Source organism: Bacillota bacterium (assembly GCA_012727955.1).
Lineage (GTDB): Bacteria > Bacillota > Limnochordia > DTU087 > JAAYGB01 > JAAYGB01.
The window spans coordinates 16552-31695 of sequence record JAAYGB010000001.1; the positions used below are offsets into that span (position 1 = coordinate 16552).

General features: G+C 53.8%; 16 protein-coding genes and 1 tRNA gene. 1 reads left to right on the forward strand and 16 read right to left on the reverse strand.

Annotated elements, in window-relative coordinates; all coding sequences use genetic code 11:
• Nucleotides 1-3: 3 nt before the first annotated feature.
• From GX030_00110 to GX030_00175, 14 genes are all read right to left on the reverse strand, one after another.
• Nucleotides 4-843, reverse strand: coding sequence for a hypothetical protein (locus GX030_00110; protein NLV90789.1), 840 nt, complete (start codon nucleotides 841-843; stop codon nucleotides 4-6).
• A 193-nt stretch (nucleotides 844-1036) separates the two neighbouring features.
• Nucleotides 1037-2164: a LysM peptidoglycan-binding domain-containing protein gene (locus GX030_00115; protein ID NLV90790.1), complete on the reverse strand. Its 1128-nt coding sequence runs from the start codon at nucleotides 2162-2164 to the stop codon at nucleotides 1037-1039.
• A gap of 190 nt (nucleotides 2165-2354) precedes the next feature.
• Nucleotides 2355-3350, reverse strand: coding sequence for an AIR synthase (locus GX030_00120; protein ID NLV90791.1), 996 nt, complete (start codon nucleotides 3348-3350; stop codon nucleotides 2355-2357).
• Between the two features lie 100 nt (nucleotides 3351-3450).
• Nucleotides 3451-3831: an FxsA family protein gene (locus GX030_00125; protein NLV90792.1), complete on the reverse strand. Its 381-nt coding sequence runs from the start codon at nucleotides 3829-3831 to the stop codon at nucleotides 3451-3453.
• Between the two features lie 52 nt (nucleotides 3832-3883).
• Nucleotides 3884-5305 (reverse strand): pyruvate kinase, encoded by a 1422-nt coding sequence (gene pyk / locus GX030_00130; protein NLV90793.1) that lies wholly within the window; start codon nucleotides 5303-5305, stop codon nucleotides 3884-3886.
• 40 nt (nucleotides 5306-5345) lie between these two features.
• Nucleotides 5346-6344, reverse strand: a complete 999-nt coding sequence (gene pfkA, locus GX030_00135) for a 6-phosphofructokinase (GenBank protein ID NLV90794.1) — start codon at nucleotides 6342-6344, stop codon at nucleotides 5346-5348.
• A 49-nt stretch (nucleotides 6345-6393) separates the two neighbouring features.
• Complete coding sequence (locus tag GX030_00140) at nucleotides 6394-7368, reverse strand: acetyl-CoA carboxylase carboxyltransferase subunit alpha (GenBank protein NLV90795.1); 975 nt, start codon at nucleotides 7366-7368, stop codon at nucleotides 6394-6396.
• A 12-nt stretch (nucleotides 7369-7380) separates the two neighbouring features.
• Nucleotides 7381-8241: an acetyl-CoA carboxylase carboxyltransferase subunit beta gene (locus tag GX030_00145; GenBank protein NLV90796.1), complete on the reverse strand. Its 861-nt coding sequence runs from the start codon at nucleotides 8239-8241 to the stop codon at nucleotides 7381-7383.
• 26 nt (nucleotides 8242-8267) lie between these two features.
• Complete coding sequence (locus GX030_00150; GenBank protein ID NLV90797.1) at nucleotides 8268-8462, reverse strand: glutamate decarboxylase; 195 nt, start codon at nucleotides 8460-8462, stop codon at nucleotides 8268-8270.
• Between the two features lie 72 nt (nucleotides 8463-8534).
• Nucleotides 8535-8777, reverse strand: coding sequence for a trp RNA-binding attenuation protein MtrB (gene mtrB / locus GX030_00155; GenBank protein ID NLV90798.1), 243 nt, complete (start codon nucleotides 8775-8777; stop codon nucleotides 8535-8537).
• A 313-nt stretch (nucleotides 8778-9090) separates the two neighbouring features.
• Entirely contained in the window at nucleotides 9091-10404 is a 1314-nt protein-coding gene (gene murA / locus GX030_00160) for a UDP-N-acetylglucosamine 1-carboxyvinyltransferase (GenBank protein ID NLV90799.1), read from the reverse strand.
• A gap of 12 nt (nucleotides 10405-10416) precedes the next feature.
• On the reverse strand, nucleotides 10417-10689 hold the full coding sequence (locus GX030_00165) for an IreB family regulatory phosphoprotein (protein ID NLV90800.1): 273 nt from the start codon (nucleotides 10687-10689) through the stop codon (nucleotides 10417-10419).
• 244 nt (nucleotides 10690-10933) lie between these two features.
• Nucleotides 10934-11290 carry a carbohydrate-binding protein gene (locus tag GX030_00170; protein NLV90801.1) on the reverse strand — a complete coding sequence of 119 codons (357 nt, stop codon included), beginning with the start codon at nucleotides 11288-11290 and terminating at the stop codon, nucleotides 10934-10936.
• A 263-nt stretch (nucleotides 11291-11553) separates the two neighbouring features.
• Nucleotides 11554-11629 (reverse strand) — tRNA-Glu (locus GX030_00175).
• Between the two features lie 182 nt (nucleotides 11630-11811).
• Between GX030_00175 and GX030_00180 the strand changes: the two genes are divergently transcribed.
• On the forward strand, nucleotides 11812-13296 hold the full coding sequence (locus GX030_00180) for a glutamate--tRNA ligase (GenBank protein ID NLV90802.1): 1485 nt from the start codon (nucleotides 11812-11814) through the stop codon (nucleotides 13294-13296).
• Nucleotides 13297-13362: 66 nt separating this feature from the next.
• Here GX030_00180 and GX030_00185 read toward each other — a convergent pair whose 3' ends face one another.
• Complete coding sequence (locus GX030_00185; GenBank protein NLV90803.1) at nucleotides 13363-14163, reverse strand: phosphotransferase; 801 nt, start codon at nucleotides 14161-14163, stop codon at nucleotides 13363-13365.
• A 24-nt stretch (nucleotides 14164-14187) separates the two neighbouring features.
• Nucleotides 14188-15144, reverse strand: coding sequence for a hypothetical protein (locus GX030_00190; GenBank protein ID NLV90804.1), 957 nt, complete (start codon nucleotides 15142-15144; stop codon nucleotides 14188-14190).

A 15144-nucleotide genomic window follows, 5' to 3' on the forward strand; every position in this document is an offset into this window, starting at 1 on the left:
GCTCTATTCACAAGCGACGCCATTGCCTCCATACTTCTTGACATACTCGACGTTTAGGGCAGGTTGATCTTCATATTCAGGATACATCCCAACGATAACGCCATCATTGGGCTTAATCTGAGCAAAGGTCTCCCGGAAGGCCTTTTCTACCGTGGCCTGATCTTCACACAACCGTCCAGCGGCAAGAATCTTGAAGGCTAGGCAGGGTTTTTCCGTCTGGCGCATCACGGCAAACATCCGAGGGGGATCGCTTTCTAAGTAAACCTCGGGAATGGGAATCGGGACATGCCCCAATAAGGCAAGGAGCTCCTCCCGGGTGCGATGCCTTTCATAGACGCAGCACATGAAGAAGTCGACATCCCAATCCTCCTCGATGACATGCTTGACCACCTCGGGAATATGAGTGGATACCCCGACAAGCACTCCCGCATCCCTGATTTTCTTGCAGTAATCCCGCACTTGGTGGATTTCCCCGCCTTTCCAGTACCGGTCAGTGAACTCACCATGATGGGCCACGGCAATGGTACCTGCTGACACTGCCCGTTCCAGCATCTGAGGATCGGACTCATCCTCCTGGGCCAGACAGACGTAGTGCATCTGCCCTCCCTGCTGCCTATGGGCTCGATACAAATCCAAGTTAGCGGGATTTGACTGCCAGGTATTGATGCCCAACTCCTGGCAACGGGTAAGCAGCTTTAGAACCCGCTCTGGAGAGAAGTAGCGCTTCATCTGGGCATCCACGAAGCGAGAGAGATGGGAGCCTCCGTTGATGGGATTGGCACCAAGAATCAGCCGGGATAATGTGTGCTGTCCCAAGGGGATCTGCGGCATGGAACCATTCATATCCAAAACCACCTTTGTTCCTCGGTGTAGCGAGGAGTTTGTAATCGGCTCGACACAAGCAAAGGCAAGTGAGGAGTCGCTCAATTTTGCCTTCTGTCAGAATATTCGCTCTCCTTCTCGTCCCTCCTCCGCCAAGATCAACAAGAGGACTCCCGAAACTTTGGTTCCGTGAGTCCTCTCTCGAGCTTCGAATCTATCTACCTCTGGGAACACAGATTTGCTGCCCGACTTGCAGGGCGTCGGGGTCAAGACCGGGGTTGGCATCTAGGATATCATCTACGGTAGTGCCCAGCTCCCGGGCAATGGAATACAAGGTGTCTCCAGCCCGAATGGTACGGGGCACATATCCAGTGGGACACTCAGGGCCAGGAACACAGATCCGTTGGCCCACCCTCAGGGAATTGGGGTCAACGCCGGGATTGGCGTCTAGTAACGCTCTTACCGTGGTTCCCCGTTCCTGGGCGATGCGATACAGGGTGTCACCGGAGCGGATGGTGTACAGCGTCCAGCCTGCAGGACACTGGGGCATTGGACCGGGGCCTGCTGCCGGAACACAGATTCTCTGGCCTACTCTCAGGGCATTGGGATCGATACCAGGGTTGACCCGGAGCAGCTCCGCGACGGTAGTTCCTCTTTCCTGAGCAATGCGATACAAGGTGTCACCGGAGCGAATGGTGTAGAGCGTCCAACCTTGGGGGCATTGAGGCTCAGGACCAGGACCAGGAGCGGCCGCTGGAACACAAATGCGCTGGCCTACCCTAAGGGCGTTGGGATCGATACCGGGGTTAGCCCGGAGCAGCGCCGCGACGGTGGTTCCTCTTTCCTGGGCGATGCGATACAAGGTGTCACCGGAGCGAATGGTGTAGAGCGTCCATCCCTGGGGGCATCGAGGCTCAGGGCCGGGCATGGGCCCAGGAACACAGATGCGTTGGCCCACTCTCAGGGCATTGGGATCAACGCCGGGATTGGCATCCAGTAACTCCCGCACGGTAGTCCCTCGATCCAGAGCAATGCGGTACAAGGTGTCGCCGGAGCGGATGGTGTACAACGTCCAGCCCGCAGGACACTGGGGCATTGGACCGGTGTCTCTTTCCGGAACGCAAATCTGCTGCCCCACGCGCAAATCATCTGGATCGAGACCAGGGTTTGCCGCCAGCAACTCTTCCAGCCCAACTTGATATCTTTGGGCTAGGCGATAAAAGGTATCACCAGCCCTGATGGTATAGGTGGTATATCCGCTGGGGCAAGCCTGTGCCGCGTAGATGTCATCCCAGGGATCTGAAGGATAGTATCGCCGGCGATGGTAGTATGGATAGCCCATGATCTGGAATCCTCCTTTGTTAGGATTATTGTTCTAAGACTAATGTATGGGCGGGATCTCGAGCCTGTATAGGACTCGGCTCTCAATTGGCGATTTTTGGGATCGAAGACCTAGGGGAAAACAAAAAACAGCAGTTCTGATCACAAATCCAGTGACCAGACTGCTGTTTTCCGTTGCTGACGGCTACTGCCTAACCCCTTTGGGTGCGAAGCCATCTCCACAGTTCATCTTCATAGAATCCCGAAAGCCCACGGACGCTTCCATCGGCCTGAACCAATTGTAAGGAGGGTGTTTCCATCACTTCTCCTATCGGCGATACTTCACTGCCGCAGGCCTGAACCGCTGCCACCACGCTGTCGGGATCTGCGGTGGTAACCAGTAACGCTCCCGAGGAGATCAATCCCAGGGGATCTAGGCCTAACTCTCGACAAATCGCTCGAGTGGCAGGACGGATGGGGACCTGTTCCTGGTAAAGCCGAATTCCCTTGCCAGAGGCCTGAACCAGCTCCAAACAGGCTCCGTACAACCCACCCTCGGTAACATCGTGCATCGCCGTCACCCCGGCATCACGGGCGGCTAGGGCTTCCTTCACTATACTGATCTCCCCTAGGTATCCCTTGGCGGCGGCTATCAAGTCATCGGGCACGTTACCCAGTTGATCCCCATGTTCCAGTGCTAAAATCGCCGATCCCTCAAGCCCCACAGCCTTGACCAGCAGGACGGTATCCCCCACCCTCTGCCCCGTGGAAGTAACATACTTGTCCTTAGGGCAGCGACCCAGAGCGGTACAGACAATGATCGGATCCTGGATGCTGGAAAGAACTTCCGTATGTCCTCCTAAGATGGCAATCCCCAACTCATCACAGGCCCGATGGGCATCGTCCATCACCTTACGCAAGGCTGAGGAGTCGGAACCACTGGGCCACAGCAAAGCCAGCTGAATCCCCACAGGCTCCCCGCCATTGGCAGCCACATCATTACAGGAAACATGGACAGCTAACCAACCACCATTGGTGACGGAACCGGTAATTGGGTCCGTGGAGACCACACATACCTCATCGCCGAAGTCCACTATTCCACTATCCTCCCCGATCCCGGGAGCAAGCAACACATCGGGGCGAGGGGTTCCCAATCTACCGGTCAAAAGCTGGGACAATTGATCCGTAGGTAATTTGCCAACCTGCACTGCTTTCACCCTCCAAAAGAAAAATGGCACCATCTAGCCCAGGGCAATGGCACCACAAACAAACGCGGACTGCGTGGATTGCTATGTACCTTGGATCCGATTATCTCCATCTACCACTCAACACATAGACCTGTAATCGTTTTTTCATCCAACGGCTAACTGGTCTTCGACTGGCAGGTAGAAGCAGACAAAAACCTACCGTATCCGTGATCAAACCTGGGGTAAGTAGCAACACGGCACCGACAAGGATCAAGCACCCATCCAGCAGCTCGTTGCCGGGCACTCGTCCATTGGCTAATTCCGACTGAATCCGGAATAGGATCGACAGCCCCTGCCACCTAGTTATGTACGTTCCTACCACCGCGGTGAACAGGATCAACCCGATGGTCAATCCGGTACCGATGCTCTTCCCCAGTTCGATCAAAAGGAGTAATTCAAGAAAGGGCAGTATCAGTATTGCCAGTAATAACCACCGAAACATGAACTATACCGCCCCTTTTCTTTCTCACCTTGCCACAGGATGCCGAATCAACTTACTCTACTCTAATCACCTGTAAGAGATTAGTTGCGCCGGGGGTTCCCGTTCTGACTCCAGCAGCGATAACCAAGGTGTCTTCTGGGTGAACTAAGCCGCTTTCCAGGGCACCCTTTACTGCCACATCCAGCATCGAGTCGATATTCGATGTCCTGGGAACCAAGATGGGGTAAACCCCCCAGACCATGGCCAACCTACGAACCACTCTCTCATAGGGCGTCACGGCAATGATCGCCGAACGAGGCCGATACTTGGACACCATTCTGGCGGTAACCCCAGACTGAGTCGAGCAAATTATCGCGGCGGCCTTAATGTCCTCTGCTGTCATGCAAGTGGCATAACTAATCGCCTCGGTAATTGACCCTCGGTAGTTTTTCCGGCCTTCTGCCAGCAAATTGGGATAATCCAGGGAAGTTTCCGTCTTGGCAGCAATGCGATGCATCATCTTCACCGCACAGACGGGATACTTACCCACCGCCGTTTCTCCAGACAGCATCACAGCATCGGTACCATCTAAGATGGCATTTGCCACGTCAGTGACCTCAGCCCTTGTGGGTCTGGGATTGCGAATCATCGAATCCAGCATCTGTGTTGCTGTAATCACCGGCTTCCCGGCCATGTTACACTTGCGGATAATCATCTTCTGGATGGAGGGCACTTCTTCTGGAGCCATTTCAACGCCCATATCTCCCCGGGCCACCATGACCCCATCGGCAGAGGCGATAATATCATCGATATTACGCACACCCTCTTGACTCTCAATCTTAGCGATTACCGGTTGACTACCACCAGCCGCGGCAATCACCTTCTTGACCGCCTCGATGTGCTCTCCTCTCCGGACAAAGGAGGCTGCGATGGCATCCACCCCTTGCTCCACGCCAAACTTGATGTCCTCCATATCGGCGTCAGTCAGTGGGGGCAGATCCACATCAACCCCGGGCAAACTTACTCCCTTGCGGGAACTAAGCTCGCCGCCAACGATAACTTCACAGACTACATCATTGCCTTTGACTTCTACGACCTGCAGTTCCAAAATCCCATCATCGAGATAGATAACATTGCCCGGCTTGACATCCCGAGGCAACTTGGGATAGTTCACAAAGACTCTTTCTTGTGTTCCTCGGGGATCGATGTTTTCGGTGGTGAGAGTAAACCTATCCCCTTGTTTCAGTAGAATCTTCTCATTCTGAAATATTCCAATCCGAATTTTGGGCCCTTGAATGTCCTGCAGGATTCCAACAACTTTGCCCTTCTCCTCAGCTACCTGACGGATTCTCTGAATGCGTCGGGCGTGCTCTTCATGGGTGCCGTGAGAGAAATTAAGCCTAGCGACATTCATTCCAGCATCCATCAGTTCGGCGAGGACCTCTTTGGAATCAGAAACAGGCCCAATGGTACACACTATCTTTGTCTTGCGCATGTCCGGCGGCTCCCTTCGGCATTTTCTCCTCTAATCTTTGTTATGATGATGACAGCATATGGGCCAATTCATAGAAGCTAAGATCAATCTGCTTTTCCTGCGCCAAAGCATACTCAAGACCCACAGCATTGATCTCATTGTTGGTGATACCAACCATATACCCACTTTTGTCTTGCATTAACAGCCGCACTGCCTTTTCACCCATGCGGCTAGCAAGAATTTGATCAAATACCGAGGGACTGCCTCCCCTTTGGATATGACCCAGGATTGTGACCCGAGTTTCAAAACCTGTCCTTTCTTTTACATAGCTACCAACCCGAAAGGCCGGGCTCTGCTCTGACTGAACTTCCGGTCCCAAGTCACCGTTGAATCCCTCGGCGACGACAATTATGCTGTGAGCCTTACCTAGTTCATAGCTGCGCTCGATACGCGCCACAACATCATCGAGATCCATGGGCACTTCGGGAATCAGGATTGACTCTGCTCCACCGGCCAACCCCGCATAGAGGGCAATGTACCCGGAATTCCGTCCCATCACTTCAACCACATACACCCGCTCGTGGGAGGTTGCGGTATCTCGAATCTTGTTGATAGCTTCCACCACTGTATTGAGAGCGGTATCAAATCCGATGGTAAAATCGGTGCAAGGTATATCGTTGTCAATAGTGGCAGGAATGCCCACGATCTTGATTCCCTTGCTCTGCAGGGCCAAGCCGCCCTGGAAGGAACCGTCACCGCCGATGACTACCAAGCCTTCAATGCCGGCTTCCTGTAAGTTCTTGACGGCCTTTTCCTGCCCAGCCTCGGTGGTAAACTGCTTTGACCGAGCACTTTTTAGGATCGTTCCACCACGGTGAATCACGTCAGCAACGGATCTCGGCGTCAGCTCGAAGATCTCGTTACGGATCAATCCGTGGTAGCCCCGCATAATCCCCATCACACTGATACCGTAGTTTTCAGCGGTCCTGATCACCGCCCGAACGGCGGCGTTCATCCCCGGCGCATCACCGCCGCTGGTTACCACTCCAATTCTCCGTATCATATTTCCACATCCTCTACTCCGAATCTAGATCCCTGCCCAACCTCTACTACTCTTTTGCAAAGGGATCAGCAAAACGGCCCATTTGGCGGAACTTCTCCAGCCGCTGGGCTACCAACTCCTCCGGCGACAGGCCCTGCAGCTCCAGCAAAGCTGACTTGATTGCAGTCTTCAGCAATCTTGCTGCTTCATCGTGATCCCGATGGGCCCCGCCTAAAGGCTCTTTAACTATACCATCAACGACGCCGAAATCAAGTAGATCCTCCGGCGTAATCTTGAGCAATTCGGCGGCGTCGGCAGCTCTCGATGAATCTTTCCAGAGAATGTTGGCACACATCTCCGGAGAAATCACAGAATACCAGGCGTGCTCCATGATCAGGATGCGGTTGCCCACTCCAATGGCCAACGCCCCACCGCTACCGCCTTCTCCGGTAATCACCGATACAATTGGCGTCCTCAGTTGGGACATGTCCCGAATACACTCGGCAATTACCAACCCCTGGCCCCGCTCTTCAGCTTCAATGCCAGGATAGGCTCCCACTACATCAATTAAAGTGATAATCGGGCGCTGGAACTTCTCCGCCTGTCGCATCAACCGCAGGGCCTTCCGATATCCCTCGGGATGGGGTAGGCCAAAGTTACGACGGATGTTTTCCTTAGTATCCCGTCCCTTTTGCGGCCCTATCACCGTCACCGGTTGACCATCGAGTAGCGCCAGTCCTCCGACCATGGCCGGGTCATCGCGAAAAACCCGATCACCATGTAACTCAACAAAATCATCGAAAATCCGCCCGATATAGTCCAGGGTCGTCGGTCGCTTGGGATGACGGGCTATTCTCACCCGCTGCCAGGTGGTCAAATTACTATAAATCTCCTCACGCAACCGTTCAGCTTTTTTCTCCAATACTGAAATCTCCTCGGACAGATCGATGTTCTTTTCTCTGGTAAACTGCTGCAATTCCTCGATGCGAGCTTCTAATTCGGACAATGGCTTTTCCCAGTCAAAGTAATCCTTCTGTCGCAAGAAACCACCCCATTAACCATGCATCCGCAGGAGCTTGGCAATGGTTGGTCTGAGCTCCTTACGTGCAACAATTCCATCGAGCATCCCATGCTCCAATGCAAACTCTGAGCTTTGAAATCCCTGGGGCAGTTTTTGCCGAATCGTCTCTTCTACGATTCTGGGCCCGGCAAAGCCGATGAGAGCTCCCGGTTCACTGAGCAAGATATCAGCCAGAGTCGCAAAACTAGCATAGACTCCACCCATGGTTGGATCCGTTAGCACAGAAATATACAACAGTCCTGCTTGATCATGCTTGGCCACCGCTTGGCTTGTCTTGGCCATCTGCATCAGAGAGTGAATTCCCTCCTGCATCCGAGCCCCACCACCACCAGCGCTAAAAATCACCACCGGCAGGCTCTGCTCAATAGCCAACTCGAACAAACGAGTCAATCGTTCCCCAACGACCGAACCCATGCTTCCCCCAATGAAACCAAAGTCGGCAAATCCCAGCGCTACCTGCTGGCCCTGAATTCGACCGATTCCCGTCATCACGGCATCGGTCATTCCGGTTTTCACCTGAGCCTGGTGCAGCTTGTCCTTGTAATGAGGGAACCTCAGGGGATCGACGGACTCTAGTTCATCATTGACCTCGGTAAAGGTCTCTGGGTCCACAATCAGCTTCAGCCGATCCGACGCAGAAATGCGAAAGTGGTGACCGCATTTATCACAGACAAAGAGATTTTTTTCCAGCTCTTTATTATATAGCATCGCGGAGCAGCCTTCGCACTTGGTCCATAAGCCATCGGGAATCTCCCGCTTGGGCTGTTGGGTTGGAAGGCGAGTGGGCCGCACCGTGACATATTTCGGTTTTGACCGAAACAAATCCTTCAGCATGTAATACACCTCAGTTGTATCCGAATCTACCGCTGCAGGGCATGGAAGAGAATAGCTTGCGCCTCCTCGAGTTCCGACTCCAAAACCAGGATTTCTATGTTAGTCCGGGCGGACTTTCGCTTGGACTCCTTCAACACAGTCATGATCCCCTCGGCCTCAAAGGCCCTGCGAATCGACTCGGCAATGGACTTAGTTGGTGCCACATAAACAACGGTCATCAATGACTTCGCCTCCAGTGATTTCCTTTCCCGTTGGAAACCGGCAAATTAGCATCACTAATGGCACCAAAGTCTCTATTTGGTATCGGTTCCTGACACAATCGGTCCATGTTCCGTCAGGATCTCAGCCTTGCCCCTGATTTTGATGGCCGATGTATGTTCGGTAAACTGAGCAATCATTACTTCTCCCCGATCGAGTTTCTCGGTATGATGAAACTTGGTGTCCTCTCCCCGGGTCAATCCAATGATGGTCACCCCGTCAGCCAGGGCTTTGACCACAACATATTGGCTTTCGAAGGTTCGTTTTAAGTCGCTCAATGGAGGTTCCTCCTTTATCGACTCAAGAGACTTGGTGCTAAGGATGCCACTAATTATTGTCTCCTACCGAGCCTTGACTACCACGGTGGTTACTTTCCAAATCCCCGGAGACTGTGACCTTCGCACCAGCCATAATTTTCCTCTCTCCCGGCCGCCGGCAGGTGCCGGTTAACCTGGTCTATAGATCTTCTTTTCTAAGGCAAGACTTTCCTCCAAGGCAACACCTTTGGACCGGGGACTGTCGCGCTGGCTTTCCTGGTCAACGCGACGAAGCCGTCAGTTGCCACCGACGGCCCCCCGCAGTTTCCTCGAATTACCTCGTGGCACTACTTTTGAGCATCAAAGCGTCGAACTGTTCCTCCGCGGTTAGGCTGCCACCATCATGGGAAATCACATCTGCCCCGAGATTGCGCAACTTCTTGTCAATTTGCTCGTACCCGCGGTAAACATGCTCCATTCCATAGATCTCGGTGGTTCCCTCCGCCGCCAAGGCCGCCAAGATCAGCGCAGCCCCAGCCCGCAGATCCGTCGCCTCCACGGGGGCTCCACTGAGTTTCTCGACACCTCGGATAATTGCCGTATCTCGCTCCACTTTGATGTCCGCGCCCATACGGCGCAGCTCATCGACATAGCGGAACCGATCGAAGATCGTTTCCCTCACCACGCTGGTTCCCGAGGCGATGGACATCACCGAAACAAAGGGTTGCTGCAAGTCCGTTGGAAAGCCAGGATAGGGAGAGGTTTCGACGTCCACAGCGAGGGGACGTTCTTTGGCGACCACCCTGATCTCATTGATCCCTTCACCCACCAAGAGACCGGCCTCCTCCAACTTGATGATGGGAGAGCGCAGGTGTTCCGGCACCACGTTTTTCAGGGTAATATCGCCACCGGCCATGGCCGCAGCCATCATATAGGTTCCTGCTTCGATGCGGTCGGCAATAATGGAATATTCTGTACCATGAAGCTTTTCTACGCCATCGATCTTGATCACGTCGGTACCAGCACCCCGGATCCGACCACCCATGGAGTTGATGAAGATAGCTACATCTACCACTTCCGGCTCCTTGGCAGCGTTTTCCAAGATGGTGGTTCCCTCTGCCAAGCTAGCAGCGATCATCAGGTTGATGGTGGTACCGACACTGGAGCGGTTGATATACAGCTTACTGCCCTGAAGCTTTGTCGCCTCAGCCTTCATATATCCATGTTCAATGCTGATCTCGGCCCCAAGCTGCTGAAAACCCTTCAGGTGAAAGTCCACTGGGCGAGACCCAATGGCACAGCCGCCAGGCAGAGGCACTTCTGCCTTCCTGACCCTGGCTAGGAGTAAGCCGGCCACATAAAAGGACCCTCGCATCCTCCTCACGAGATCGTAGGGAGCCTGGTAGGTGTTCAACCCAGAACCATCAACGTGCACCCGACCAGAAGTGTCGGACCACACTTTAACCCCTAATTCTCGCAGGATCATGCTGATGGTAATTACATCCAGATCCTTGGGGACGTTTTCTAACACACTTTCGCCTTCTGCCAGGGCTGCCGCGACTAAAATCGGCAGCGCACTGTTCTTGGCGCCACTGATCCTAACCTCACCGTACAAGGGACGTCCGCCATTAATCACCAGTTTTTCCATATGCCTGACCTCCTACTGCAAACCTTCCAAGTAATAGCGGACAATTTCCTCGAGCAATTCATCGCGTTCAACGTGACGCAGTAGGAGTCTGGCGTCCCTGTGACTGGTGATATAGGCAGGATCACCGGAAACCAAGTATCCCACAATTTGATCAACGGGCCGATATCCCTTTTCCTCTAGGGCTTGAAAGACAATTTTCATGATGTCCTTAACATCTTTGACCTTGTCCAAATGCTCCCCGGCCACAGGGAACATTCGAGTCTCTTGTCCATTATTGTTAGGCATAGGTTTCATCCCCTAAATCAAGCACTCATCTCCAAGACCGACATTCAGTCATAGAATCTGCAATCTATTCCAGATCTACTCTTTCAGACCTTCATAGTTTCTGGTGTTGTGGGCAACTTTCCTGCCGGATCTGGGGATTGAAAAACCTCACCAGAAATTTCCAGATTGGGCAACTTCCCTCAAGAACAGGCAAGGTCCGGGAAACCACTTTGTTCCCGGACCTGAAGTAATTTACAAGAAGCAATTAGTGCTGTCGTTCATCGGAGCCATGAATCAGATAGCTCCAGTTCTTTCCAGAGTTGTTGTCCCAGTTGTAAAGAGAGTCTCGGAAGCAGAAGCTAAACCTACCGGAACCGTCAGCATAGACTCGAGCCGTCCACTGACCGTCGTCGGTCTTGCGCATCGGCACTTCCCGCACACCACGCCAGTTTCCCGGTCCAAATCCGTAGTGGAGAAAGACCGCGTCGGCGCCGGATTGAGCCAGCAAACCATTGTACTTGATCTCCAGCTCTTCACCCTTGGTCACAGGTACCGGGGACACCCTAATCCCACTGTCGGGACCATGCTGGTAGTCCCCTTCTGCAAAGGGAAGATCCGTCATCCCGGTATAGGGACCAAACTCCGCCGCTAACTCTGTGTCCGTCCGATTACGGCTAACTCGGTCTCTGGTCAGCGCCTCGGTTTCCGGTTCCGCTAACCCGAGGGTGCGACGCAAAGCTTCCCAGGTGACCCTCATGCAGCTCCCTCCTAGCATAATGTGATTGGTCACAACCTTATTCTCCGTTGAGTCCCGTCACCTTATGCTGGAGACAAGTGCCGCTTGGAAAAGGAAAAATGGACCGCCAAAGCGATCCATTTCCTGATTGGTACCCCCAAGGGGATTTGAACCCCTGTCTTCGCCGTGAGAGGGCGATGTCCTAGGCCACTAGACGATGGGGGCCTATCTTTGCCAATTAACAACCACAAGTGCGAGTATACCATGCTAGCCCGACGCCGTCAAGGGTATTTGCCCAGAAACCAGCAGGAAAAACCTGTGACATCTAGAACAAAAATTGAGGACAACATAGCATCAAGAATAGCAGTTTGTCTGATACTATCCAAAGAACAAGGGAGAGAGTTGTAATGTCAGAGGTTCGCGTGCGATTTGCGCCCAGCCCCACGGGATTTCTTCACGTTGGCGGGGCACGAACCGCTCTATTCAACTGGTTGTACGCTCGCAACACCGGCGGTAAGTTTATTCTCCGGATCGAAGACACGGATCTGGCTCGTTCGACGGAAGAATCCGTGGAAGAAATTCTTGAAGCCATGCGCTGGCTGGGGCTGGACTGGGATGAAGGGCCAGAGACGGCCAATCAGGAATATGGGCCCTACTATTGCACACAACGGGTCAACTTGTACGAACAGTACATCGACCAATTGTTGGCAGAGGACAAGGCCTACTATTGCTACTGCACCCCAGAAGAATTGGATGCCATGCGTAAGGAACAAATGGCCCGTGGGGAAGATCCCAAGTACAACCGGAAGTGCGCGCATCTGACGGAAAGTGAAAGAGCAGCCCTGGAAGCCGAAGGACGAACTCCCGTAGTACGCTTTCGCTCCAAAGATGATGGTCAGACGGTGGTGAACGACCTAATCCACGGGGTACTGCGCTTTGACAACAAACTGTTCGATGACTTTGTGATCCGCAAGTCCGATGGCATGGCGACCTATAACTTCGCAGTGGTCATCGACGATGCCACCATGAAGATCACCCATGTGATTCGAGGCGACGATCACATTTCCAATACACCGCGCCAAGTCCAGGTCTATGAGGCCTTGGGTGTTCCTGTGCCCCATTTTGCCCATATTCCAATGATTTTAGGGCCGGACAAGACCCGTCTCAGTAAGCGCCACGGCGCCACCTCTGTGACCCAGTACCGAGACGATGGCTTCCTGCCTGAAGCCATGGTCAATTACCTGGCACTGCTGGGCTGGGCCTATGATGATTCCCAAACGATCTTTTCCCGGGAGGAGCTCATCGAGAAGTTCTCGCTGGAGAAATGCTCCAAGAATCCCGCGGTCTTTGATATGAAAAAACTGGAATGGATGAACGGGGTCTACCTGCGACAACTCACCGCGGCAGAGTTAACAGACCGGGCCATTCCCCTGTTAATCGAGGCAGGACTAATTACCCAAGAGCAGGCCAAGGACCAACGGGATCACATCGAAGCCGTTGTCGCTTCGCTGCAGACCCGGCTCAAATCCTTGGTTGACGTGGTGGATTCCAGTCGTTACTTCTTCCAGTCGGAAATTACCTACGACGAAAAGGCAGTGCGCAAGTTCTTGGGGCGGCCCTATGCCGTTAGACTCTTCAACCTGCTGGTTGAGACCTTGGAGCCCCTGGAGGATTGGACGGAAAACAGCCTGGAAGAGGTCTTCAAAGAGATTCAAAGGAAGCTCGACGAGAAGCTAGGAAACATCCTGCAACCACTGCGGGTAGCTACCACCGGCGGCACCGTCAGTCCTGGGATGTACGAAGTACTGGAGCTGTTGGGTAAGGAAACCAGCCTGCGGCGAATTAAAGATGGGCTGAAGATGGCCCAGGAGCTAGCCCAAGAGGCTGAATAACCCCTTTCCATGGAAAACAAAGTGGGCGGTCACTGAGACCGCCCACTTTGCTTGTGTCTGTTTGTGCTAAAGGGTCGCCAATCTTTGGTTAATCTCCGTAAGCAACCACTGCTCCTCCCCAGGCACCCTTTCCCGGAGCCTGGCGGCCATCACCGGCAGGAACCAGGCCTCGATCTCTGCCTGGCTAGCTCCCGAGAGTCTCAGATACTCCGTCAGGTAACTGTCGTGGATCAGCCTAATTTGCTGACTAACCGCCGCCTGTATCTCCTGAGGCACCAGCCCCAGCAGGTGGGGAGATTGCAGAATGAGACAGGTGCGGGCCACATCCCCACAGGGCGATCCGAAGTAGGCATTCATCCAGTCGATGGGGACTAACTCTTCTGCCACCAACAGATTATCGGGATGAAAATCACCATGACAGATTGCGACGGGTTGCGAAAGTTCCCTCGCGTAATCTAAGATCCTTGCCACCTTATCTCCCAGCCAGTCGGCGGCAGCTGCAATCCCTCGGGAAAACCGTTCCAACTCTTGGGGCAGCTCAGTGCAGGTTGCTTGGTGAATCCGCCAATGCAGCTCAGCCATTTTCTTGGCGTAATTTTCGCCTTGCTCGGGGTTGGTTACCAAGTGGTAGGATAGGGATTTTCCCTTAACCCTATCGTAAAGGATACCGTACCGATGATCCATCTGCACAGTTCCATGTACAGCCGGTGCCACCGGCAAGGCCTCGGATACCAACCTTCCCACCCCGGCCTCATAGTCCACCACAGCCTTTGGGGTGTCTTCATAAAAGAGCTTCAGTACCTGATCTTTGCCCCACTCATAGACCTCCGCGGTCCTGCCCTTGCCCATCAATCCACTTTTTTCCATCGCATTGCCTCCAACGGTCTCTCCCTAGAACCCAACCTGTTGTTCCCTGGCCCATTCCTCTGCCACTTGCAGCATCTGCCGCCCCTGCTGCCCTGCTCCCAAATGCAGGAGAAACAAACCCGTCGATACCGACTGAATGAAACCCCATTGCCAAATTCCGCCGGGATCTACGCCAGTCAACTGAGCCAGGTAATGGCATCGTGCCTTTCCTGAAGATAGGGGATCGGCAAGCAGCTCGGCAATCCACTCCCGCATCAACACCCCAAGGTCATAGGCCCGTTCTGCCGCAATCCCATCGGGGTCAATTAGCTTGAATTCTGGCGGTTCGGTGCCCAGGACCTGCAGCGTATTTTGATTGTGGGCATCACCATGAACCAAGACCGATGCTGAAAGGGCAAACTCCTCTTCCCGCTCCCGAGCATAGGCCAGGGCGCGATCCAAGACTAGCTTCGAACAGGGTTGATTAAGCTCTCGCCACAGCCCCCGGATAAACTCCGCCAATTCCCGGGCAAGATCGGCTCCGGTCTTCAGGAGTGCCCTTGGGGGCACGGTAACCCACGAGCGACGAAGGACCTGGCAGATAATCTCCATCTGCTCGTAAGGAGAGTACTCCAGGGACTCTAGGGTAGGGCCCAACCGCTCCAAAAGCAGCGCCCGACGGGATAAATCATATCTGTACAACCTGGCGTACCCTTGTCCATTGGCGATTTTCAGGGCCCAGATCTCCTCGGCGATGACAGCATTTCCCTCCATGGGCGGCATCGCCACCTTCAGGACCACATCCATTCCATCCAGGGTCTTGGCCTCGGTCACGTAACCTTCGGAGCCACCGGTGAAAGGGTCCCCTACCACCAACTGCCAATCCCTGGCCAGCTCCGTCACCAATTGCGGCAGCTTGGCTAACCACTCCAGTCCCTCTGCTCCCAGGGACTGGGCCTTTCGCGCCAAGGCTTGAGACACCTTAATCTCTGGGCTGTTCAC

What these genes read in the sequence shown, in the direction of transcription:
- GX030_00110 (NLV90789.1), bottom strand. Translation starts at nt 843, where the DNA reads ATGAATGGTTCCATGCCGCAGATCCCCTTGGGACAGCACACATTATCC.
- GX030_00115 (NLV90790.1), bottom strand. Translation starts at nt 2,164, where the DNA reads ATGGGCTATCCATACTACCATCGCCGGCGATACTATCCTTCAGATCCC.
- GX030_00125 (NLV90792.1), bottom strand. Translation starts at nt 3,831, where the DNA reads ATGTTTCGGTGGTTATTACTGGCAATACTGATACTGCCCTTTCTTGAA.
- pyk (NLV90793.1), bottom strand. Translation starts at nt 5,305, where the DNA reads ATGCGCAAGACAAAGATAGTGTGTACCATTGGGCCTGTTTCTGATTCC.
- GX030_00145 (NLV90796.1), bottom strand. Translation starts at nt 8,241, where the DNA reads ATGCTGAAGGATTTGTTTCGGTCAAAACCGAAATATGTCACGGTGCGG.
- murA (NLV90799.1), bottom strand. Translation starts at nt 10,404, where the DNA reads ATGGAAAAACTGGTGATTAATGGCGGACGTCCCTTGTACGGTGAGGTT.
- GX030_00165 (NLV90800.1), bottom strand. Translation starts at nt 10,689, where the DNA reads ATGCCTAACAATAATGGACAAGAGACTCGAATGTTCCCTGTGGCCGGG.
- GX030_00170 (NLV90801.1), bottom strand. Translation starts at nt 11,290, where the DNA reads ATGACGGATCTTCCCTTTGCAGAAGGGGACTACCAGCATGGTCCCGAC.
- GX030_00180 (NLV90802.1), top strand. Translation starts at nt 11,812, where the DNA reads ATGTCAGAGGTTCGCGTGCGATTTGCGCCCAGCCCCACGGGATTTCTT.
- GX030_00185 (NLV90803.1), bottom strand. Translation starts at nt 14,163, where the DNA reads ATGGAAAAAAGTGGATTGATGGGCAAGGGCAGGACCGCGGAGGTCTAT.